The following is a 20,986-nucleotide window of genomic DNA, read 5'->3' as shown; positions in this document are numbered from 1 at the left end:
ACATACGCGGCGGCGACCGTGGAGAATGCCGACGCTCGGCTGACCGTGTCGGCGCTTGCGGCGGCGGTGGTCGCGGCGGCGTCCAGCGGAGCGCGCCGCTTCGAGGCTGCGGCGATCGTGTCCGAGCGGGTGGCGTTTCCGGAGCTTCCCGACGCCGGCGGACTCCCAGCCGCTTCCGCCGTTCCTTCCCTACCTTCCGTACCAGCTGTCGAGGACCTGCTCGTGCTGGGCGAGTTCGGCGCCGGCGTTCCGGTGTTCCTCGCCGGCCCGGACGGCGTGGCCCGCGGCCGGGTGACAACCTAGTGGTTGCCGCCATGGAGACCGAACCGCGGTTCCGGTCGGGGTTTGCGTGCTTTGTCGGACGTCCCAACGCGGGTAAGTCCACGCTGACCAACGCGCTCGTCGGCGCGAAGGTCGCGATCACCTCCGGGCGGCCGCAGACGACCCGGCACGCCATCCGGGGCATCGTGCACCGCGACGACGCCCAGCTGGTACTGGTCGACACCCCCGGGCTGCACCGTCCCCGCACGCTGCTCGGACAGCGCCTCAACGACGTGGTGCGCTCCACCCTGTCCGAGGTGGACGTGGTCGGCTTCTGCGTTCCGGCGAACGAGCCGGTGGGCCGCGGCGATCGGTTCATCGCCGATGAGCTCGCCCGCCTGCCCAAGCGGACGCCGGTGATCGCGATCGTCACCAAGACCGATCTGGTGTCCGACCGGGACGCACTGGGCGCACAGCTGCTCGCGGTCTCCTCGCTCGCGGATTTCGCCGCGGTGATACCGGTCAGCGCCGTCTCGTCGTTCCAGGTAGGTGTGCTCGCCGATCTGCTGGTGGCACGGTTGCCGGCTGGTCCGCCGCTGTATCCGGACGGCGATCTGACCGACGAACCCGAGCAGGTGATGGTCGCCGAACTGGTGCGTGAGGCCGCGTTGGAGGGCGTACGGGATGAGCTGCCGCACTCCCTGGCCGTCGTCGTGGAGGAGATGATCCCGCGCGAGGACCGACCCGCCGACCGCCCGCTGCTCGACGTCCACGTGAACGTCTACGTCGAACGCCAGAGCCAGAAGGCGATCGTCATCGGTGCCAAAGGCGCGCGGCTCAAGGACGTCGGGACGCGGGCGCGCACCCAGATCGAAGCGCTGCTGGGAACACCGGTCTTCCTGGACCTGCACGTCAAGGTTGCCAAAGACTGGCAGCGCGATCCCCGCCAGCTTCGCAAACTCGGTTTCTGAGTGCCGGCGCCGGTGCCGGCCCCATCCCCAACGATGTGATTTTAAGAGCGCCCGGCAATAGGGGACGCGGCGTCGCGGGGCTGGGGCACGCACCTCGCCGCGTTGTCGTCGGTCGACACCTAACACCTCCGGTGCCTCCCTCCTCCCTCCTCGCACCTCGCGATGCACGCACCCCAGCCCCGCTCCTTGATCCACGTCCCGATTGCCGGGCGCTCTTGCGCTCTGATCACAGAATCTTGATAATCTGAACTAGTTCAGATATTCTTCGTGTCGTGGCGACCAGAACCTTCCCCTACAGTGCGTTTCTGCGTGGTCCCAGTGAGGTGCTCCCATCGCTGGAGCGCGGTGATGTGATCCTGGAACGTCGGGACGACGAAAACCTGGTGCTCACCCGGTCCGACCGGTTTGCGGCTGGTCAGGTTGGCATGACTGTGGCAGCTCATCTTCTCCGGACACTCGCACGGAGAGACCTCAGCCTCGTGGAGGAGCTGGTCGCCGAGGAGCTTGCCTGGCTCCATTGGCTTCCGGCAACCGAGCGCCGTCAGTGTGTGGATGACCTCCTGGGGCACCTCGCTGCGGGCGCGGAGACGGGCACTCTTCTGCCGTTCGCCCAGGCGCTCGCGCAGTGGCGGTCCACAGCGGAGGTCTGGAGCGATCACGATCTTGCTCGGAGGCTGCGGGGCCCGTTCCCGGGTGACGGTGCCGGCATCGAACGTCCCGACGTTTCGTCTGCATGACAAAGCGCGGGGACGAGATCGCTAGGCCACGGCCGTGGACGGTTCGTGCAGTCGACCGTCAGGCTGGTGCCGGGTGGGATGTGCTGATCCGCCAGGCCCCCGAGGCGGCCGACCGGGCATGGGTCGCGCTGACCAGCGAGCCACGACGGGTCGATGATCGCCAACATCGGTTGAAGGGATCACTTGGCGACATCTCCGTGAACGGGAAGGCCGTCGAGCAATGGCACAACGATGTGATTCTGGTGCTGCTGGAGTAGCAGCAGAATCACATCCTTCGCTTGGCCCTGGGACCGCGGGTTCTGGGGCCGCCGGTTCTGCGGCCGTGAGCGTCGGGTACGTCGGCGTCCGGGATGTGGGTGGGTGCGCCGAACAGCCAGACGAGGGTGACGGCCGCCAGCGTCTCCGCGGTGAGCAGGGCGACGAGGACGACGAGCTGGAACCGTGCCGCTTGGGTGGGGCTCGCGCCGCCGAGCAGGGCGCCGACGAAGGCGCCTGGCAGCGTGACCAGCCCGACTGTGCGGGTCTGGTCGACGGCGGGCAGCAGGGCTTCCTGGATGGCGGTGCGGGCGAGGTCCGCGACCGCCTGGCGTGGGGTGGCGCCGAGTGCGAGCCATGCCTCGACCTCGTCGCGGCGGCGCACCATCGCCTCGAACAACCGCCGGCCCGCCAGGGTGCAGGCGGTCATGGTTCCGCCGATCACGATGCCGCCGGCCGCGACCAGATAGCGCGCGGACCGGTCGAGCAGCGGGACGCCGAAGATGATCCCGAGCGTGACGGCTGCGCCGGCCGTGCTGGCGGCAAGCACGGACCGTCGGGCGTCGGGGAAGCCGGTGAGGCGGCCCGCCGCGGTCAGGGTCGCTACGGTGAGCATCACGACGAGGACTGCGACCGTTGTCGCGGGTGCGGCGAGCACCCCGCGCAACGCCAGGCCGACGAGGGTGAGCTGGGCGCCGGCCCGAACCGCGGCGACGATCACCGCCCGGCGTAACCGTACGCCGGCGACGGTGAGGCAGCCGACGGCTACAGCAAGCAGAGCACCCAGGCCCACGACCATCGCAAGGACATTGCCCACCGGCTCACTGTGCGGCCTGGCTGGCTGCCCGCACACACGCGGGGAGGTAGACAGGCCGGCAGACAGATGGCGGATAGTGACGGTCATGGCTGGCGTGCGGCGGGTGGTCCCGCTGACCCTGGGTTGGGTCGAGGTGCCGTATTCGATGTCGGTGCACGGCGCTGCGGACGACATTCGGCTACGTCAGCCCGTCCCGGCGTTGCTGCTGGAGGTGGATGGGGGCTGGCTGCTGATCGACACCGGGCTCAACCCGGCATTCGTACGGGACGCGGCCCTGTGCCGCCGCTTCCACCGCGACACCGGCGTGGAGGTGTGGCTCCCGACCGGCGCCGGCGACCCGCTGGAGGGCGCGCTGGAACGGGTCGGGCTCACCCTCGACCAGATCGACGTGGTTGCGGTCTCCCACCTGCACAGCGACCACGCCGGCGGGCTGCGCCACTTCGCCCGCCGCGGTACACCCGTCCACATTCAGCGCCGCGAGCTTGACCACGGGCTCGGTATCCACCCGGCACAGCTGGAGGCCGACGGCATCATCCGGGTCGACTTCGATCACCCGGCGATCACCTGGCAGGTGGCCGACGGCGACACCGAGATCGCCCCGGGGGTGACCGCGGTCCGCACTTTCGGGCACACCCCCGGCCACCAGAGTTTTGTCGTCGAGATGGATCCCACGGTGGGCGGTGGCGGGTATGTTTTCGCGTTCGACGCCGCGGACCTGCAGGAGAACATCGATTTCGAGCGGGCCGTCGGTGGGTCGATCGGCGTTTCGCCGGAGGCGACGATCGAGCCGATCCGGCGGCTGAAGGCGATCGCGTCCGCCCGTGGCCTGCGGCTGCTCCCCGGCCACGATCCGATCGCGTGGCCGGCGCTCACCGCCGAGCTGGCGGATCCGCGGTCGGGTCCGCGGTCGGATCAGCGACTGCCGCAAGCAGGGCCTCCCGGTTCGCCAGGATGAAGTCCTTGAGCGCGTCCGGCTGCAGCGCGAAGCGGGTCAGGTCCTCGCCGTGCAGGTCGATTCGTTCGACGTCGTAGCGTCCCTTTGTCGGGTTGGTGAACTCGTCGCCCGTCCTGGCGGCAAGATCCATTGAGGTGAGCCGGCAGACGAAGAAGTGCTGGACGGTGATGCCCGGCCCGCAGCCGCCTCCTCCTCCTGCGCCGCCACTACCTCCCCGGTGTTTTGCCGTGCTCGTTTTTGTCGTGCTCGTGAGGAACACCTGCTGGACCCGGTCGACGGCGGCGCCCAGCTCCTCGGCGAGCTCCCGGTGCAGGGCCGCCTCCACCGAGGCGTCCTGCTGATCGACTCCGCCGCCCACGGTGGCCCAGTAGGGTTGCTGGCCCGGCAGGGTCCGGCGGAAAACGACCAGTCGTCCGCGGGAATCGATCAGAATCGCTCTGGCTGCCCGTCGCACCACTCGCACCAGACCATCATTGTCCGGCGCCGGGTTCGGCGTCTGCCGGGAGTCCACGGCGCCATGGACGTCGTCGTCGAGGTCCATGGCGCCGTCGTCGTCGCCGTTCCTACGGTTCCAGGTTGATCCGGGCCGCGCCCGCTGCGAGGAGATACCTGCCGCCGAGGTTCGTCCAGCCCCCGTCCAGCGGGGCGGATGCGGCCAGGTGTCGAATGTAGAGAGCGCGGTTGGTGCCGGCGACGAACACGTCCACGGTCCCGTCCCCGGTCGCAGCGAAGGCGGGCAATCCGACGATCATCCCACCGGCGTCGACGAACCGGATGAACGGCGCGGCGGCGTAGACGAGCGCTCCCGACGCCAGCCGGCAGCCGACGAACGCCGGCCCGAATACGGTTCGGGAACCGGAACCGTTCGGGCCAGGCCACGCATCCTGGCCACTGGAGGGACCGTAGCCACCGTAGGAACTGTAGGCGTCAGGATTGTTACCGCCGGCACCCGGCCCGCCGTCGCAGCGGACGCCGAGCACCGTCCAGGCCGAGGCGGCCGTCCGCCGGTAGAGGTTGGCTGCGGGCGCGGCGTTGCTGGTGGCGCGGGTGATGAACCAGGTGACGGCGCCGTCCACAACGGCCACCGCGGGAGCGGCGTCGGTCTGTCCACCGTAGTCTGCCCACCAGGTGACCCGAGCTGGCCGGCCGGAGGCGTCGATGGGCACGGCGCTGACGTACAGCGCGTCGTCGCTGCCGCGACAGCCGATGTGCAGGGTTGATCCGACGACGATCGCGGCCTGCCCGTAGCACTGTGTTCCGGGTAGGCCGAACGGCGACCATGCGCGGTCGGTCTCGTCCCGCATCCAGAGGTTCCCGTCGGTGCCACCCACGATGTAGGTGACCCGGCCGGCAGCCTGGATCACCGTCGGGACGGATGTGGCCCGGCCGCCCAGCGACACGGGGGCGACCTGGCCGGATCGCGTTGCCCACACGGCGTGGTCCGTGCCGACGCCGACGGCGATCGTGTACCCGTCCTGGCCCGGCGGTCGGCCGGTAGGCGTCGTCGTCAGGGTCGTCGTCACGGTCGTGGTGACGGTCGCGGCGAGCGTGGTGGCGACGAGCCTGTTCCACAGCGGCGCGCCGCGCCCGGTCACGAGGTCGTAGCCGACCGTAGCGCGGTGGGCGCCGTTGCTACCAATAGTGATGTCCCGAAACGCTGAGGTGGGCGCGTCGTACAGCTGGTCATGGATGTCGCCGTACCCGCCCGAACGCTGCCCGGTCGATGCCCACACGGCCGCGAGCATCCCGGCGGCGGCGGGTGAGGCGAGGCTGGTGCCACCGAAGCGCATCCAGCCGGGCACGGTCGTGCCGCCGTGGCTTTCCCAGTAACGGCGGTTGTACATGGCGAAGCCGGTGGTCGGGTCGGCGTCCATGGCGAGGTCGGGCAGCGCGCGCGACGTACAGGCCGTGACCGGTTGCCAGTCCGGCTGGGCGAACAGCGCCGAGCAGCCCCCACCGGAGCCGGCCCAGGCGGTCTCCGACATGGTCGCGCCGGTCGGGTCGAGCATGGTCGTGCCACCTACCGCGATCACTGATGGTGAGGACGCCGGGTAGCTCGCGGTGGCGGTACCGTTGCCGCAGTCGTCGGATCCGCTGTCCCCGGAGGCCGCGAAGGTGGTGACGCCCGCGGCGGCGATCGCCGCCAGCAACGTCTCGGCGGTGCGGACGAAGGCTGCGTCGTTGTACGGCTCACACAGCCCCCAGGACGCGTTGAACGCAACGAGGTTCGCGCCCGGGTCGGCGGCGTCGACGCGGACCCGGTCGAGGATGTCGAGAAAGCCCTGGTCGGTGTTGGGCGCGAAATAGACACGTTGGCGCGCGCTGGGCGCGACTGCCAGCTGTACCTCCTGGTCGAGGGCGACCTCGCTGTCCCCGTCGCCGTCCCGGGCGGCGTCGTAGGCGGGTTCGCGACCGACGCTCACGGCCGTGTAACGCCCACCCGCGACCGGGTCCGGTATGCCTGCTGCCGCCGCGTAGGCGCGCAGGTCGGCCGGGTCCCAGCCGGACAGCTGCAGGCTGGCGACGGTCGGGTCGGGTCCGCCGTCGTCGCGGTGGCCGTCCGGCGCACCGTAGGCGGCACGCAGGTCGGCGCCGGTGTAGCCACTGTCGGCGGGCACGGTGGCGGCGGTGCGCGCAGTCGCCGGCCCGGTTCGCGCCACGCGCGTACCGAGGTGGCGGAATGCGGGTCGGGTCTCATCACCACCTACGGCGACCGAGACCAGGCCGTGCAGGGACGCGGGGAGGGCAGGCAGAGTCTGTGCATAGCGCAGGGCAGGACGGGAGTCGCGGGCGCTGCCGAACAGCGTCCGCAGGCGCTCTGCCTCACCGGTAGCGGTGACGCTCCATGCCGTGGTCCGGGTGACGGTCAGGCCGAGCGTGTCGAGCTCGTTCGCGACCGTGTCGTGGGTCGCGCGTGAGGGCAGGAACGCCCGCAGGCGGGCCGCCCTGTCCTGTGGAGATCCGCTCACCGCCCCGGCGACCGACCGCGCGAGGCGATCCAGACCGCCAGGGTCGGGTGCGGCGAGGTAGACGGTGACGGTCTGGGTGTTTGTGGTCTGACTGGTTGTGACTTGGGTGGCCGGGGTCTGCATAGCCGGGGTCTGGGTGGCCGCGGCCGCGGCGGCATTGGTCTGGATCACGATCACGGCGAGGGTCAGCTGAAAAACGGTCAAATAGTTACAAAAATATACCAATCGTTTCCGTACCGCCAGCACTCCTACTCCCTGTTATCTAGTAGATGCTTACGGTGACTATTGCAGGGTGTGACGGTCCTGGGTCGGCGGGGTCTGCATCGCAGCGCGGTTCCGGCATCCCGACGGGCACCATCAGCCCGCAGCCAGCCCGCAGCTGGTTCGACGACAGCGCCGACGGCCCGGCGGACAGCTTGGACCCGTCCGCCGGCAGCGGCATGTCACAATCGGTCCGGGGCGACCGTGTCCTGACCACTTACCGGGATGCGTGCAACCATGGGTGGGTGCCGGTCTACCGCGATGAAGGTGTCGTCCTGCGAACGACGCCGCTCGCCGAGGCCGACCGCATCATCACCGTGTTGACCCGGCGGACGGGACGGGTGCGCGCGGTGGCCAAAGGGGTGCGCCGCACGTCGTCCCGGTTCGGCGCCCGGCTGGAGCCGGGTACCCACGTCGACCTCCAGCTCCATGAGGGGCGCTCGCTCGACACGGTCACGCAGGCCGACATCCTCAGCCCCTATGGCGCGGTGATCGCTGCCGACTATGCGCGGCACACCGCCTCGGCCGTCATGCTGGAAACCGCCGAACGGCTGACCAGCGAGGAACGCCAGCCGGCTATCCGGCTGTTCCTGCTTCTGATCGGCGGTCTGCGTACCCTCGCCCAGGGCGAACGTGCGCCGGGCCTCGTCCTGGACGCCTTCCTGCTGCGTGCGTTGGCGGTCTCGGGCTACGGGATGGCGCTGCGCGAGTGCGCCCGCTGCGGCCAGCAAGGGCCCTACCAGGCGTTTTCCATCGCGGCGGGCGGCGTAGTGTGCCCGCAGTGCCGACCGCACGGTGCGGCTTCGATGTCGCCGGCCGCCGTGACGCTGCTGTCCGACCTGCTTACCGGCGACTGGGCCGCCGCCGATGTGAGCGAGGTCCGCACCCGGCGCGAGGCTGGCGGATGTGTCGCCGCTTACCTGCAGTGGCATCTCGAGTACGGCTTACGTGCACTGCCTCATCTGGAGCGGGCGTGAACCGGGCCGGGCGCGTCGGGGGTGGCGCGTGCGGCGAAGATACGTCGATGATGTTTGTGGGCGCGGGAGGAGCGATGATCGAGCTACGTGTGGCTTGCGGTAGAAGGGAGGTATCCGGTGAATCGACGTAACGGGAGAGTCGGACGGTTCCGTGAACCGCACCCGCATCCTTCCGGCGCATGTCCGCCGGAGATTCCTTCCGCGCTGATTCCGCGGCATGTGGCCATCGTCATGGATGGCAATGGCCGCTGGGCGAAAATGCGTGGCCTGCCACGCACGAAGGGCCACGAGGCTGGTGAGGAGGCCCTCTTCGACTGTGTGGAGGGCGCGATCGAGCTGGGCATCCGGTGGCTGTCGGTGTATGCATTCTCCACGGAGAACTGGAAGCGCTCGCCGGACGAGGTCGCGTTCCTGATGCGTTTCACCGACGGGGTGTTCGGCAGGCGCATCGACGACATGGACTCCCTGGGGGTCCGGGTCCGGTGGGCCGGCCGGCGTCCGCGCCTGTGGGGCAACGTCATCCGACGGTTGGAGGCAGCCGAGGAACGCACCTGCGGTAACGACCGTCTTACTCTGGCGATGTGCGTGAACTACGGGGGACGCGCCGAACTCGCCGATGCGGCCGCCGCCATTGCCCGAGACGTCCGTGACGGCCGCCTGCGAGCTGACCGCATCGACGAGAACACCGTCGCCCGCTATCTCGATGAGCCGGAGATGCCCGACGTCGACCTGCTGATCCGTACGTCGGGGGAACAACGGCTGAGCAACTTCCTGCTCTGGCAGGCCGCCTACGCCGAGTTCCTGTTCGTCGAGCGGCTGTGGCCCGATTTCGACCGGCGCGACCTGTGGGCGGCCTGTGAGGATTTCGCCAAGCGGGACCGTCGATATGGCGGGGTCGTGGCCCGTCCGTCGGGGGCCCGATCGGCCACGCCGTGACGGGCCGACCGGGTGACGGTCTGGTGGCGGTCTGGTAAGGCCGGGAGCTGACGGACGCGACCTGATAGAACCGTGCAGTGCTTGTCGTCATGCGGCTGCGGGTTCCGGTCGGGGATGCCGATGCCTTCCGCGAGCGTGCGGACCGGGCCCTGGTCGCACTGGCTGGGCAGCGCGGCTACGGGTCGGCTCGACTGGGACGTGCCGTGGACGAACCCGAACTGTGGGTGATCACATCCGAGTGGGACGGGGTGGGTGCGTGGCGCCGGGCCCTGTCCGCGTTCGACGTCCGGGTGGAGCTGACGCCGCTGATGGCCTACGCCGTCGATGAGCCGGGTGCGTTCGAGGTGTTGCTCGCCCACGACGGCGTCACGGGCGTCGTTCGCCGCGGCTCAGACGTTGCCTGACCTGCCTGACCTGCCTGACCTGCCTGCGCCGGCCGCGCCCGCGGCCCGTACGCTGGGCACTTGTCTGCGGACACCTGTCTGCTTGCTCGGTCCTGGTCCGGCTGATCATCAGCGGGAGCAGGTGTGCGCAGGATACGACCGCCCGACGTCGCCGATGATGGCGGGTGATGGAAGGGAGCGCCTGCGTGGCCAGTTCGTCCGACCGCATGGACACCATCGTCAGTCTGTGCAAGCGCCGGGGGTTGGTCTTCCCCTCAAGTGAGATCTACGGTGGCCTGCGGGCATCGTGGGACTATGGTCCGCTCGGGGTGGAGCTGAAGAACAATGTCAAGCGCGCCTGGTGGAAGGCCATGGTTCAGGGCCGCGACGATGTGGTCGGCCTCGACTCGTGTGTGATCCTCGCGCGTGAGGTCTGGGAAACCAGCGGGCACGTGCAGGTCTTCGTCGACCCGCTGACCGAGTGCCTCACCTGCCACAAGCGGTTTCGTGCCGACCATCTCGAGGAGGCATTCGAGGCCAGGCACGGCCGACCGCCGACCGCGCTCACCGAGGTCAACTGCCCCAGCTGTGGCGCCCGTGGCACGTTCACCGAGTCTCGGATGTTCAACGGACTGCTCAAGACCTACCTGGGGCCGGTCGAGGACGAGTCGGGTCTGGCCTACCTGCGGCCGGAAACCGCCCAGGGCATTTTCATCAACTATGCGAACGTACAGGCGACCGCCCGGCGCAAGCCGCCGTTCGGTATCGGTCAGATCGGCAAGTCGTTCCGCAACGAGATCACCCCGGGAAACTTCATCTTTCGGACCCGCGAGTTCGAACAGATGGAGATGGAGTTCTTCGTCCCGCCGGGTGAGGACGAGACCTGGCACGACTACTGGCTCGGTGAGCGGACGAAATGGTATCGCGACCTGGGCGTCCGCGACGAGAACCTACGCCATTTCGAGCACCCGAAGGAGAAGCTCTCCCACTACTCGAAGCGGACCGTCGACATCGAGTACCGATTCGACTTCGCCGGCCTGGAGTGGGGCGAACTGGAGGGTATCGCGAACCGAACGGACTATGACCTGTCCGTACACGCGAAGGCGTCCGGCGCGGACCTGACCTACTTCGAGCAGGCCACCGGCACCCGGTACACGCCGTACGTGATCGAACCAGCCGCCGGGGTGGATCGCGCCACCCTGGTATTCCTGCTGGACGCCTATGCCGAGGACACCGCACCCAACACCAAGGGTGGGGTGGACCGTCGGGTCGTGCTCCGCCTCGACCGTCGGCTCGCTCCGGTCAAGGCAGCGGTGCTGCCGCTGTCGCGCAACGCCGACCTGTCCCCGGTCGCCCGCGACCTCGCCGCGGAGCTGCGTAAGCACTGGAACGTCGACTTCGACGATGCCGGCGCGATCGGGCGTCGGTACCGCCGGCAGGATGAAATCGGCACGCCGTTCTGCCTCACCGTCGACTTCGACTCACTGGCGGACCGTGCCGTCACGATCCGGGAGCGCGACACCATGGAGCAGGAGCGCGTGTCCATGGACCAGGCGGTGTCCTACCTCAACGCCCGACTCGGCCCCTGCTAGCTTCGGCCCCTGCTAGCTTCGGCCCCTAGCTAGCTTCGGACCCTGCTAGCTAGGGCGTGTTTGATGGATTGGGGGATGGGTCCGACAGGTCGAGCTCGCTCGACCCGAACCGGTCGGCCAGGAAACGGCCGTGGGACAGCAGCTTCGCGGTGTCCCCGGCCGCAGCTGCCTCGGTTACGTCACGGATGCCCTTTTCCAGCAGACCGAGCTGGCCGATGACGGCATCGTGTGGCGTGCGCCCGTCGTCCAACCGGTGTGTCTGGGCGTACCGCGCCGGCAGGCCGAGGTAGACCTCCAGGGCGGTGGGCAGGTAGTCGGCGACGGTCCGCACGACCACGAACGTCTCGGGCGAGCCGGCGCGCAGCAGATGCGGGCGGTCCAGCACCTCGCGCAGCGCGTCGATGACCCGGGCCGCGGCGGTGGTGACCTCGGTTGGCGCGAGTCCGGTCAGGACCCGCAGCTGAGCCTCGACGGTCGCGCGAAGCTCGGCGACGCTCGGCTGGCTACCGCCCGGTGCCGGGCGGCGGGCCGGCGCGACCAGAGCACCGATCGCATACAGGGCGGCTACGACCAACGGCCACTGCGGTGATCCGACCACGCCGGCGGCGGTCAGCCCCAACCCGCCGAGCGCGCCGGTGCACCCGGCGATGTTCTTCAGCGATCCGATCCACGTCAGCGCCTTTTCCCGGGTTCCCCTGGCGGGAGGATGCGGCGGTGGGTCAGGCCGCGGCAGTCGGATCGCCGTCATCCGAGCCGGTCCTGACGGTCCTGGCAGTCGTGACAGCCCCGGCCGGATGTCGGGTTCCCACCGGTGCCGCCACCGGGTATGGCGGACCCGGGGTCACTGGTAGCCACGGATGTCCTTGAACGCGTCCATCAGCGGGGATGTCCGTGCGTCGAACGTCGCGCCACCCGTATCGGCGGCGATCGAGCGCAGGTCGTCCGGACGTGCCTCGCCGAAGATGATGCAGAACGTGCGGACGGCTCGCGCCGCCGGGGGAAGGGCCTGGTAACCGGCGCGGAACTGAGCGGCTGACAGCCCCGCGTTGTTCTCGCCGTCCGTCATCAGGACGATCGACGTCAGGTAGCCGGTCTCGGCGGCGACCGCATCGGACGCGCGGCGGTAGGCATCGGCGAGCGCGGAGTAGATGGCCGTTCCCCCGTTGGCCTGCAGGCTGGCGATGTACGAGCGGATCGCGGCCAGATCGGGCGAGGATGCCCCGGTGTCGGTCACGGTGAAGTCCCGTGCCCCGACGACCGAGCCATTGAAGGTCACAAGTGTGATTTTTTCGCGGTCGCGAAACCGGGAGAACCGGCCGGACAGGGAGGTGTCGGCGCCGGCGAGCCCGGCCAGCGCGGATTGCAGATCGGCCAGGCGCCGGCCGGCCATGGAACCGGACACGTCCAGTACGAAGATCGCGTGTGACGGACGGCGGAAATGGTCGAGGTAGGATGTGATCAGCTCGTCGGCGACCGCCTGGGTGGCGGGGAAGGGCAGCTCGGCCAGAGACGTCGTGGTGAACCGCGGGTCGAGCGCGACGCCGGGGACGGCCGGCCGGCGGTTGGTGGTGGTCTGCAGCCGCCGCTGGACCTCTGGGCTGCGCAACCAGGTCACCACCCGGCTGTACTCGTCCCGCCGGGCGGGGTCGAGCAGGAGCATGGGGTAGTCGGCTGTGATGATGCCGTCTTTGGGGTAGATGATCGTGAGTGGTTCCCGCAGTCGACCCGAGCGTTGCAGGGACAGCAGCACCGACTCATAATTGATCATGCCGCCGGCATCCTGGGGCCTGTCGACGAAGGCGTCCGCGAGCCAACCGGAGCTGCCCGCGGTGAGCGTCTGCCCCGAGAAGAACGATGTCAGCGCGTCGGGGCGGATGTCGGAGGCCTGTAGCGCGTCCGAGGTCCCGGCGAGCGCCGCCGCGACACCGACCAGCGCGCTGAACCCCGAGTTGGACGCCGCCGGATTCGTCATGGCGTACGTCAGCTTGCCGGCGGCGACCTTCGCGGCGACGTCCGCCCAGGTGACGCTGGTGGTACCCGTCCAGCCGAACGTCGTGGCGAGCGAGGTCCGGATGCCGAGGGCCACCGGCGATGTCATGGTCGGAGTGCGGACCCCGGCCGCTTGCGCGCCACCGGGCAGCAGGCGCAGGTAACGGTCGGAGGACAGCCAGGCGGCGTCCGCGTCCGCGGAATGCTTGATGATTTTATCGACGGCGTCGAGGGTCCCGGTGTACGTCAGTTTTACCGTGACGCCGGTGGCTGCCCGCAGGTCGCCCAGCAGCGGCTCGACGTCGGCGAGTTCCGAGCCGGCGAGGACCCGCAACACACCCGGCTTGCCGGGGCCCGGTCCCGATCCCGGCCCTGGTCCGGAACCGCAGGCGGCCAGGGCGAACGCGCTCGCGCACACGAGGAGAAGGCCGATTGCGACCGAATGGACCCGGCGGCCGGTCACGGCCCGCCACCGGAGATCTCCAGTTCCCCGGCCGAGGCCGGGGCGATCTCGACGGGAGCGGTCGATGCGGCCCGGTCCAGATATGCGGCGGCCTTTCCCACCTCCTGCGACAAGGCCGTCACCGTTGTCCGCATGGTCTCCAGCGCGGCGGTCTTGTACCCGTCGATCGTGTCGATCGTGGCGTAGATGTTGGCGAACGCCTGCTGGAGGGCCTGCACCGACACGGTCGAGGACGCCGCCTGCCCGTGGATCTCGACGGTCTGGCGCCGCAGCAGCTCGGACGTGCCGACGATGAGGCGCTCGGTCGTCTGGTTCAACGCGGCGATCTGGTCGAGCACCAGTTTCTGGTTGGCCAGGGCCTGCGCGACGAGTACCGCGGTCCGCAGCGCCGCCACGGTCGTGGTGCTCGCCCGGTCCACACCTTTGATCAGTTCGAGGTTGTTGCGCCGGATCAGCTCCAGGGCCAGGTAACCCTGCGCGCTCACCGCGAGCTGGGTGAGCAGGTCCTGGTGCTTCTGCCGCACGTAGAACAGGACGTCCTCGCGAAGCGCTCGCGCCCGATCCGGGTCGGCGGCCTCGATCCGGTCGATCCGGGTGACGAGCTCGGCGTCGAGGTCCGAGGCGAGCTGGGCGTACTCGCGCAGCCTGCTCATGGTGGTCCACAGGTTGTGCTTTTCCTGCTCGATTGCGGCGTTGTCCCGCCGCAGTTCCTCCTGGCCGTTCTGCATCGCGTGCAGAATGGCGTCCAGATGCGTCTGTGACGACTGATAGGACGCGAAGTAGTCCCGCAGGCGGTTCCCGAACGGGATCATCCCGAGCAGTTTTTTCGGACCCAGCAGATTCACCTTGGACGGATCAAGATCGTCAATCACTCTGCGTAGTTCCACCAGGGAAGTCGACACCGACGACGTCGCGTCGAAGGCGCCGGAGTTCATCGCGCGCGTCGGTTTGTCCAGCAGCCGGTTGGACACCGCCGCAGAGGCGCGGATCTCCTTCTCGCCCATCCGGTGCACGGCGGCGACCTTGGAGGTGAAGCCGGGCGAGCTCGGGTCGATGCCGACCAGCGCGTCGGCAAAGGCCACCGCCTGGCTGCTCAGGCGTGCCGCCACCTCGGCACTGATCGGAACGGCGGGTCCGGCCTGCTCGGGCGCGACCGGCGCGACGGGGTCGGGTGGCACCAGGACCAGTTGCGCTCCGGGGCCGTCCACGGCCGGTGGCGGGGTCGGTGGCAGGCTCATCAACCCGGGCCTTTCTTGTACATCATCTCGATATCGGTGATCATTCGCTCGGATATTTCCGCGCTCGGTGGTTCGACGACGTTGTCCAGCTGCGGTGGGGGGGTGGTCCCCCGCTCGGCGGCATACCGCCGGCCGTAGCCGGCGTCCGCGGTCCGGAACCCGTGCCGTGCGGCGAGGCGCTGTAGCTCCGGGTCGGTGCTCAGCAGGCGCCCGACCGCGTCGCCTGCGGGCGTGAGCGGAACCACGGTGTGCTTGGCGTAGATGGTCGGCTTCGGGTACATCAGCAGCACCTTGTCGCTGGCCAGGGAACCGTCTTTCGCGAGTACGTGGGCACTGAACTGGGCCTCATAAATCATGACCATCGGCGTTTTCCCCATGCCGATCGTCAGAAAGTCGTCGAACGGTTCCTGCGACGACGCCTCCAGATAGCCCTGTTTGAGAAAAAGGGGCGCGAGTATGTTGGTCATGCGATCGGCCGTCCCGGCGTCGGTGACGATGTTCCCGTTGTTGCTCACATAGGACGCGATCGCCAGGTAGAGGGCGGCCGAGTTCGACGTCCGCACATCCGTCGAGCTGATGAGGACGGACTTGTCGGTCCGATAAACGGTGTTCCCCGGCAGTTGCGACCACCGGGTGTCCTTCGCCACCAGGTCGAGGTACTTGTGCATGTCGAACAGGTAATGGTCGCCATCGGTGACGCTGACACCTGCCGCGGTCAGCAGCGTCGCGATCGGGGTGAAGGTGGCTATCGCCATGGGCGTGAAGAAGGGCACGTAGGACGCGGTTATCTTCCGATCGCGTTTGATGCGGTCCGCCTGCGGCCCGTCGGCCGGGAAAGCCAGGTCGAAGCCGGACAGGTCGCGGGTGGTGGCGATCTCGCGCGATCCGGCGGACGTGATCTCAATGCGGTAGCCGGCCCGGGCGAGGGCGGCAATCACGTCCGGGTCCGAGAAGAAGGGCTGCTTCTCCGATGAGATCAGCGCACGGACGCTGACGTCACCGCTGTTCGACGTGGAGCGCATCCGCGGGACGACGACGACGGCGATGACACCGACCGTGAGGAGCCCGGCCAGCACGAGCCCGAGAACTCGGCGACCGTGCACGGGGCCTTCCTTTCGTTCGCTGGTGTCGGTCCGGGTATGTCAGTCTGCATCATGCTCCATCCGTCATGTCCGACCGGGCTCCCGACCGGGCTGGGCGCCCGACCGGCGGACTCCGGCATGCCGCGGCCGGGTCGGCGGCGGTTCGCAACGGCGGTTCGCGGGGGATGTTCGCGGGGACGGGACACGAGAGGGCGGCCATGAGTAGCTATGTGTACGACTTCCACCAGGGAAACAAGGATTTGAAAGATCTTCTCGGTGGCAAGGGTGCCAATCTCGCCGAGATGACCACGATGGGGCTTCCCGTCCCGCCCGGCTTTACGATCACGACCGAGGCGTGTCGCGAGTATCTTGCGCATGGCAGGGAGCCCGCGGCGCTGCGCGACGAGGTCAGTGCACACCTGCGCACCCTTGAGCAGGTGATGGGAAAGCGCCTGGGACAGCCGGATGACCCGCTGCTGGTCTCGGTGCGGTCGGGTGCGAAGTTCTCGATGCCGGGGATGATGGACACCGTCCTCAACGTCGGTCTGTCCGATGCCTCGGTCTCCGGTCTGGCCAAGCAGTCCGGTTCGCAGCGCTTCGCCTGGGACTCCTACCGCCGCCTGCTGGCGATGTTCGCCACGACGGTCCTCGGCGTGGACGGCGAGCTGTTCGACCAGGCGCTGGACGCGGCGAAGAAGGCACGGGCGACCACCAGCGATCTCGATCTCGACGAAGTCGACCTGCGGAGTCTGGTCGAGATCTTCAAGGCGATAATCCGGGACCGGACCGGACGGGATTTCCCGCAGGACCCCCGGGAACAGCTGGATTCGGCCATCCGCGCGGTTTTCGACTCCTGGAACGGTGAGCGCGCCCGTCTCTACCGCCGCCAGGAGCGCATTCCGGCGGACCTCGGCACCGCGGTCAACATCGTGGCCATGGTGTTCGGTAATCTCGGTATGGACTCGGGTACCGGTGTGGCCTTCACCCGGGATCCCGCCAGTGGTGAGCAGGGCAGCTACGGCGATTATCTGCAGAATGCGCAGGGTGAGGACGTCGTCGCGGGAATTCGTAACACCCTGCCCCTGACGGCGTTGGCGTCCATCGACCCACCCGCGTACTCCCGGTTGACCGAGATAATGACGATTCTGGAGCAACACTACCGGGACCTGTGCGACATCGAGTTCACCGTCGAACGCAACAAACTGTGGATGTTGCAGACGCGGGTGGGTAAGCGAACCGCGGGCGCAGCCTTCCGGATCGCGGTCCAGCTCGTGGACCAGGGCCTGATCGGCATGGATGAGGCGGTGACGCGGGTCACCGGCGCCCAGCTGGCCCAGCTGATGTTCCCCCGGTTCGGGCCGACCGGGCAGGTCGAGAAGATTGCCCAGGGTATGAACGCCTCACCCGGAGCGGCCGTCGGTCAGGTGGTCTTCGACTCGCACCGGGCCGTGGAGCTCGCCGCCGCCGGTACACCGGTGATCCTGGTACGCCGGGAGACCAACCCCGACGACCTGGACGGCATGATCGCCGCGCGTGGCGTGCTGACATCGCGTGGCGGGAAGACCTCCCATGCCGCTGTGGTCGCCCGCGGGATGGGCCGGACCTGCGTGTGCGGGGCCGAGGAGATCGATGTCGACACCCGGGCCCGCCGCGCGGTCGCGCCGGGTGGCGTCGTGATCGGCGAAGGGGACGTGATCTCGATTGACGGGTCGTCGGGCGCGGTCTACCTCGGGGAGGTGCCGGTGGTGCCGTCGCCGGTTGTCCAGTACTTCGAGGGGACACTGGTCGCGGACGGGACCGACCCCCTGGTCGACGCGGTACACCGGATCATCACCCACGCGGATCAGGCCCGTCGGCTCGGCGTACGCGCGAATGCAGACACCGCCGACGACGTCGCCCGCGCCCGCCGGTTCGGTGCCGCGGGTATCGGACTGTGCCGTACCGAACACATGTTTCTGGGTGAACGCAGGCAGCTGGTCGAGCGGCTCATCCTCGCCGATGGCGCCGAGGCCCGTGCTGCCGCGCTGGCCGAGCTCCTACCGCTTCAGCGCGATGACTTTGTTGCGATCTTCACGGCGATGGACGGTCTGCCGGTGACGGTCCGCCTGATCGACCCTCCGCTGCACGAGTTCCTCCCGGATCTCACCGAACTTTCGGTGCGCCTGGGCGTCGCCACCGCCACCGGCCAGCCGGTGTCGGACGGCGATGCCTCGCTGTTGGAGGCGGTCCGCCGGCTGCACGAGCAGAATCCGATGCTGGGGCTGCGCGGGGTACGTCTGGGGCTGCTCATCCCGGGTCTGTTCGCCCTGCAGGTGCGGGCGATCGCCGAGGCGGCCGTGCGTTGCCGCCGGGCCGGTGGGGATCCACGGCCGGAGATCATGGTGCCGTTGGTGGCCGCGGTCCAGGAGCTGGAAGTCGTCCGCGACCAGGCTGAACAGGTGCTGCGGGAGGTCGCGACCGAGACCGGGGTCGATGTTCCCGCGCTGATCGGGACGATGATCGAGGTACCGCGGGCCGCCCTGACCGCGGGCCAGATCGCCGAGGCCGCGCAGTTCTTCTCGTTCGGCACGAACGACCTCACCCAGATGGGCTGGGGTTTCTCCCGGGACGACGTGGAGTCCTCCTTCTTCTCCCGCTACCTCGACCTGGGGATCTTCGGCGTCTCCCCGTTCGAGTCGCTGGACCGCGATGGAATCGGCCGACTCGTGCGTATCGCGGTCGAGGAGGGGCGTGCGATCCGGCCTGAGATCAAACTGGGCGTCTGCGGAGAGCACGGTGGCGACCCGGATTCGGTGCACTTCTTCCATCAGGTCGGGCTCGACTACGTTTCGTGTTCCCCGTTTCGGGTGCCGATCGCCCGACTGGAAGCGGGTCGGGCGGCCATCCTGGACCGTGCCGGCCAGGTCGGTTAGCGTGCGCCCCGGCCGGGACGAAGGTGCTCGCGGCTCGGCGAACGTCCCCCAATCATGGCCCGTTCGTCACCGTCGTGAACTTCTGCCGCTGGTACCGTTCGGGACGGTGGGACCCGGGGTAGGGCCCCGACCGTCCGGGAACAGCGGACCGGTCGGGGTGGCGGGAGCGCACGTGCGGCAGGTATCCATGCACGGATACGCAGGCGTATTAGGAGGCTGGCGTGGTAACTCCCGTATCCGAGATCGTGATTGATCCAACCGATCTTGATCAGATCCGGGAACTGGCTCAGCAACTGCGGGTCGACTCGATCCGATCGTCGACGTCCGCGGGCTCGGGCCACCCGACGTCGTCGATGTCAGCCGCGGACGTGATGGCGGTTCTGCTCGGACGGCACCTGCGGTATGACTGGGACAAACCGGACGACCCGGCCAACGATCACCTGATCTTCTCCAAGGGGCATGCGTCCCCGTTGCTGTATGCGATGTTCAAGGCTGTCGGCGTTGTTTCCGATCATGAACTGATGACCGGATACCGCCGTTTCGGCCAGCGTCTGCAGGGTCATCCGACACCGATTCTGCCCTGGGTCGACGTGGCGACCGGATCGCTCGGGCAGGGGCTGCCGGACGCGGTCGGCGTGGCACTGGCCGGGCGATTCCTTGACCGACTTCCCTACCGGGTGTGGGTGCTGTGCGGCGACAGTGAGATGGCTGAGGGTTCGATCTGGGAGGCGCTGGACAAGGCGGCCCACTACCAGCTGTCGAATCTGACGGCGGTCGTGGATGTCAACCGCCTCGGTCAGCGTGGCGCAACCGAGCTCGGCTGGGACCTCGACGCCTACGCCCGCCGGGTCGAGGCGTTCGGCGCCCGGGCGCTCATGGTCGACGGGCATGACATCGCCGCGATTGACAAGGTCCTGACCGAGGCTGCCGAAGCTGACCGCCCGGTGGTCGTCCTCGCCCGCACCCGTAAGGGGGAGGGCTTCTCCGAGATCGCCGACGCCGACGGATGGCACGGCAAGGCGCTGCCGCCGGACATGGCCGAGCGCGCGATCGCCGAACTCGGTGGCGAACGCAACCTGCGCGTCCGCGGGCAGGTACCGCCGGCATCCATCGAGCGACCGCCGGCACCCGCCCCGGTCACGGTCGAACTGCCGACCTACCCCCTCGGTGCGAAGGTCGCACCTCGAAAGGCATACGGCGACGCGCTCGCCGCCGTCGGAGCGCGGACGTCTGTGGTTGCCCTGGACGCCGAGGTCAGTAACTCCACCCACTCCGAGGACTTCGCAAAGGTCCATCCGGACCGGTTCTTCGAGATGTTCATCGCCGAGCAGCAGCTCGTCGCGACGGCGGTGGGACTGTCGGTACGCGGTTACATTCCGTTCGCTTCCACGTTCGCCGCGTTCTTCTCCCGCGCCTACGACTTCATCCGGATGGCCGCGATCTCACAGGCGAACATCCGGCTGGCGGGATCGCATGCGGGTGTCGAGATCGGCGCGGACGGTCCGTCCCAGATGGCCTTGGAAGATCTTGCGATGATGCGGGCGGTGCACGGTTCGACCGTCCTGTATCCCAGTGACGCGACCAGCACGGCCAGCCTTGTTGAGATCATGGCCGATCTCGACGGGGTCAGCTACCTGCGTACGACTCGTGGTGCCTATCCGGTGATCTACGGTCCGGACGAGTCCTTCACCGTCGGGGGTTCGAAGGTGCCGCGCCGGTCGGACGCCGATGTGGTCACCCTCATCGGCGCCGGCGTCACCCTGCACCAGTGCCTGGCGGCTGCGGAGACACTCGCGGCCGAGGGCATTGCAGCACGGGTGATCGACCTCTACTCGGTCAAGCCGGTGGATGAGGCGACCGTGGTGGCCGCCGTGCGGGCGACCGAGGGCCGGCTGGTCGTGGTCGAGGACCACTACCCCGAAGGTGGCCTCGGTAGCGCGGTACTGGAGACACTCGCCGCGGCCGATGTGCCGGTGCGCCTGCGGCATCTGGCCGTCCGCGAACTACCGGGGTCGGGTACGCCGACCGAGCTGCTGGACGCGGCGGGAATCTCGGCAAGCCACATCGCGACGGCGGCCCGCGCCCTGCTGCACTGATCTCCACTCCACAGCGCTGGATCTTCCTAACGGCACTGCAGCGCTGGAACACCACGAGACTCCCCTGCTACCGGCATCCGGGTAGCGGGGGA

Annotated in this window: 17 protein-coding genes and 1 pseudogene; 11 read left to right on the top strand and 7 right to left on the bottom strand. The window is 68.8% G+C overall.

Features of this window, described 5'->3' with window-relative positions; genetic code table 11:
- The 4 genes and pseudogenes from U9978_RS02225 to U9978_RS02210 form a co-directional block, all read left to right on the top strand.
- Positions 1 to 303: pseudogene (locus U9978_RS02225) on the top strand (hypothetical protein); the annotation flags it as partial.
- An 11-nt stretch (positions 304 to 314) separates the two neighbouring features.
- Complete coding sequence (gene era, locus U9978_RS02220) at positions 315 to 1,232, top strand: GTPase Era (protein WP_322759337.1); 918 nt, start codon at positions 315 to 317, stop codon at positions 1,230 to 1,232.
- A gap of 272 nt (positions 1,233 to 1,504) precedes the next feature.
- Entirely contained in the window at positions 1,505 to 1,969 is a 465-nt protein-coding gene (locus tag U9978_RS02215; RefSeq protein WP_322759336.1) for a hypothetical protein, read from the top strand.
- Positions 1,966 to 2,226, top strand: coding sequence for a hypothetical protein (locus tag U9978_RS02210; RefSeq protein ID WP_322759335.1), 261 nt, complete (start codon positions 1,966 to 1,968; stop codon positions 2,224 to 2,226). The genes U9978_RS02215 and U9978_RS02210 overlap by 4 nt, the downstream gene beginning before the upstream one ends.
- Before the next feature lie 8 nt (positions 2,227 to 2,234).
- Here the strand turns inward: U9978_RS02210 and U9978_RS02205 are convergent, their stop codons facing one another.
- On the bottom strand, positions 2,235 to 3,041 hold the full coding sequence (locus U9978_RS02205) for an ABC transporter permease (RefSeq protein ID WP_322759334.1): 807 nt from the start codon (positions 3,039 to 3,041) through the stop codon (positions 2,235 to 2,237).
- A gap of 85 nt (positions 3,042 to 3,126) precedes the next feature.
- Between U9978_RS02205 and U9978_RS02200 the strand changes: the two genes are divergently transcribed.
- Positions 3,127 to 3,996, top strand: a complete 870-nt coding sequence (locus U9978_RS02200) for an N-acyl homoserine lactonase family protein (RefSeq protein ID WP_322759333.1) — start codon at positions 3,127 to 3,129, stop codon at positions 3,994 to 3,996.
- Here U9978_RS02200 and U9978_RS02195 read toward each other — a convergent pair.
- Together U9978_RS02195 and U9978_RS02190 are read right to left on the bottom strand one after the other, a co-directional pair.
- Positions 3,911 to 4,537 (bottom strand): NUDIX hydrolase, encoded by a 627-nt coding sequence (locus tag U9978_RS02195; RefSeq protein WP_322759332.1) that lies wholly within the window; start codon positions 4,535 to 4,537, stop codon positions 3,911 to 3,913. The genes U9978_RS02200 and U9978_RS02195 overlap by 86 nt on opposite strands.
- Before the next feature lie 22 nt (positions 4,538 to 4,559).
- A complete protein-coding gene (locus tag U9978_RS02190) occupies positions 4,560 to 7,211 on the bottom strand; it encodes a S8 family serine peptidase (protein WP_322759331.1) in 2,652 nt (883 codons plus the stop codon).
- Between the two features lie 260 nt (positions 7,212 to 7,471).
- Between U9978_RS02190 and recO the strand changes: the two genes are divergently transcribed.
- The 4 genes from recO to U9978_RS02170 all read left to right on the top strand — a co-directional run bounded on the left by recO (position 7,472) and on the right by U9978_RS02170 (position 11,114).
- The gene (gene recO / locus U9978_RS02185; RefSeq protein WP_322759429.1) at positions 7,472 to 8,203 is read left to right on the top strand and encodes a DNA repair protein RecO; all 732 of its coding nucleotides are present in this window, start codon (positions 7,472 to 7,474) and stop codon (positions 8,201 to 8,203) included.
- Positions 8,204 to 8,320: 117 nt separating this feature from the next.
- Complete coding sequence (locus tag U9978_RS02180; protein ID WP_322759330.1) at positions 8,321 to 9,139, top strand: isoprenyl transferase; 819 nt, start codon at positions 8,321 to 8,323, stop codon at positions 9,137 to 9,139.
- A gap of 89 nt (positions 9,140 to 9,228) precedes the next feature.
- On the top strand, positions 9,229 to 9,543 hold the full coding sequence (locus U9978_RS02175; RefSeq protein WP_322759329.1) for an antibiotic biosynthesis monooxygenase family protein: 315 nt from the start codon (positions 9,229 to 9,231) through the stop codon (positions 9,541 to 9,543).
- A 206-nt stretch (positions 9,544 to 9,749) separates the two neighbouring features.
- Positions 9,750 to 11,114: a glycine--tRNA ligase gene (locus U9978_RS02170; protein WP_416210827.1), complete on the top strand. Its 1,365-nt coding sequence runs from the start codon at positions 9,750 to 9,752 to the stop codon at positions 11,112 to 11,114.
- Positions 11,115 to 11,163: 49 nt separating this feature from the next.
- Here the strand turns inward: U9978_RS02170 and U9978_RS02165 are convergent, their stop codons facing one another.
- The 4 genes from U9978_RS02165 to U9978_RS02150 all read right to left on the bottom strand — a co-directional run bounded on the left by U9978_RS02165 (position 11,164) and on the right by U9978_RS02150 (position 15,907).
- Positions 11,164 to 11,862 carry a hypothetical protein gene (locus tag U9978_RS02165; RefSeq protein WP_322759327.1) on the bottom strand — a complete coding sequence of 233 codons (699 nt, stop codon included), beginning with the start codon at positions 11,860 to 11,862 and terminating at the stop codon, positions 11,164 to 11,166.
- 93 nt (positions 11,863 to 11,955) lie between these two features.
- A complete protein-coding gene (locus U9978_RS02160; protein WP_322759326.1) occupies positions 11,956 to 13,566 on the bottom strand; it encodes a VWA domain-containing protein in 1,611 nt (536 codons plus the stop codon).
- Positions 13,563 to 14,804, bottom strand: coding sequence for a toxic anion resistance protein (locus tag U9978_RS02155; protein WP_322759325.1), 1,242 nt, complete (start codon positions 14,802 to 14,804; stop codon positions 13,563 to 13,565). The genes U9978_RS02160 and U9978_RS02155 overlap by 4 nt, the downstream gene beginning before the upstream one ends.
- A complete protein-coding gene (locus U9978_RS02150; protein WP_322759324.1) occupies positions 14,804 to 15,907 on the bottom strand; it encodes a hypothetical protein in 1,104 nt (367 codons plus the stop codon). Before U9978_RS02150 ends, U9978_RS02155 begins: the two co-directional genes overlap by 1 nt.
- Positions 15,908 to 16,104: 197 nt before the next feature.
- Between U9978_RS02150 and ppdK the strand changes: the two genes are divergently transcribed.
- Complete coding sequence (ppdK, locus tag U9978_RS02145; RefSeq protein WP_322759323.1) at positions 16,105 to 18,798, top strand: pyruvate, phosphate dikinase; 2,694 nt, start codon at positions 16,105 to 16,107, stop codon at positions 18,796 to 18,798.
- A gap of 221 nt (positions 18,799 to 19,019) precedes the next feature.
- On the top strand, positions 19,020 to 20,894 hold the full coding sequence (locus U9978_RS02140) for a transketolase (RefSeq protein ID WP_322759322.1): 1,875 nt from the start codon (positions 19,020 to 19,022) through the stop codon (positions 20,892 to 20,894).
- Positions 20,895 to 20,986 lie beyond the last annotated feature (92 nt).

This window comes from Protofrankia sp. Cr2, assembly GCF_963555885.1.
In the GTDB taxonomy this organism is placed as follows: Bacteria; Actinomycetota; Actinomycetes; order Frankiales; family Frankiaceae; genus Protofrankia.
Note: the sequence above shows the minus strand (reverse complement) of the source record. Positions and strands in the feature narration are given on the sequence as shown.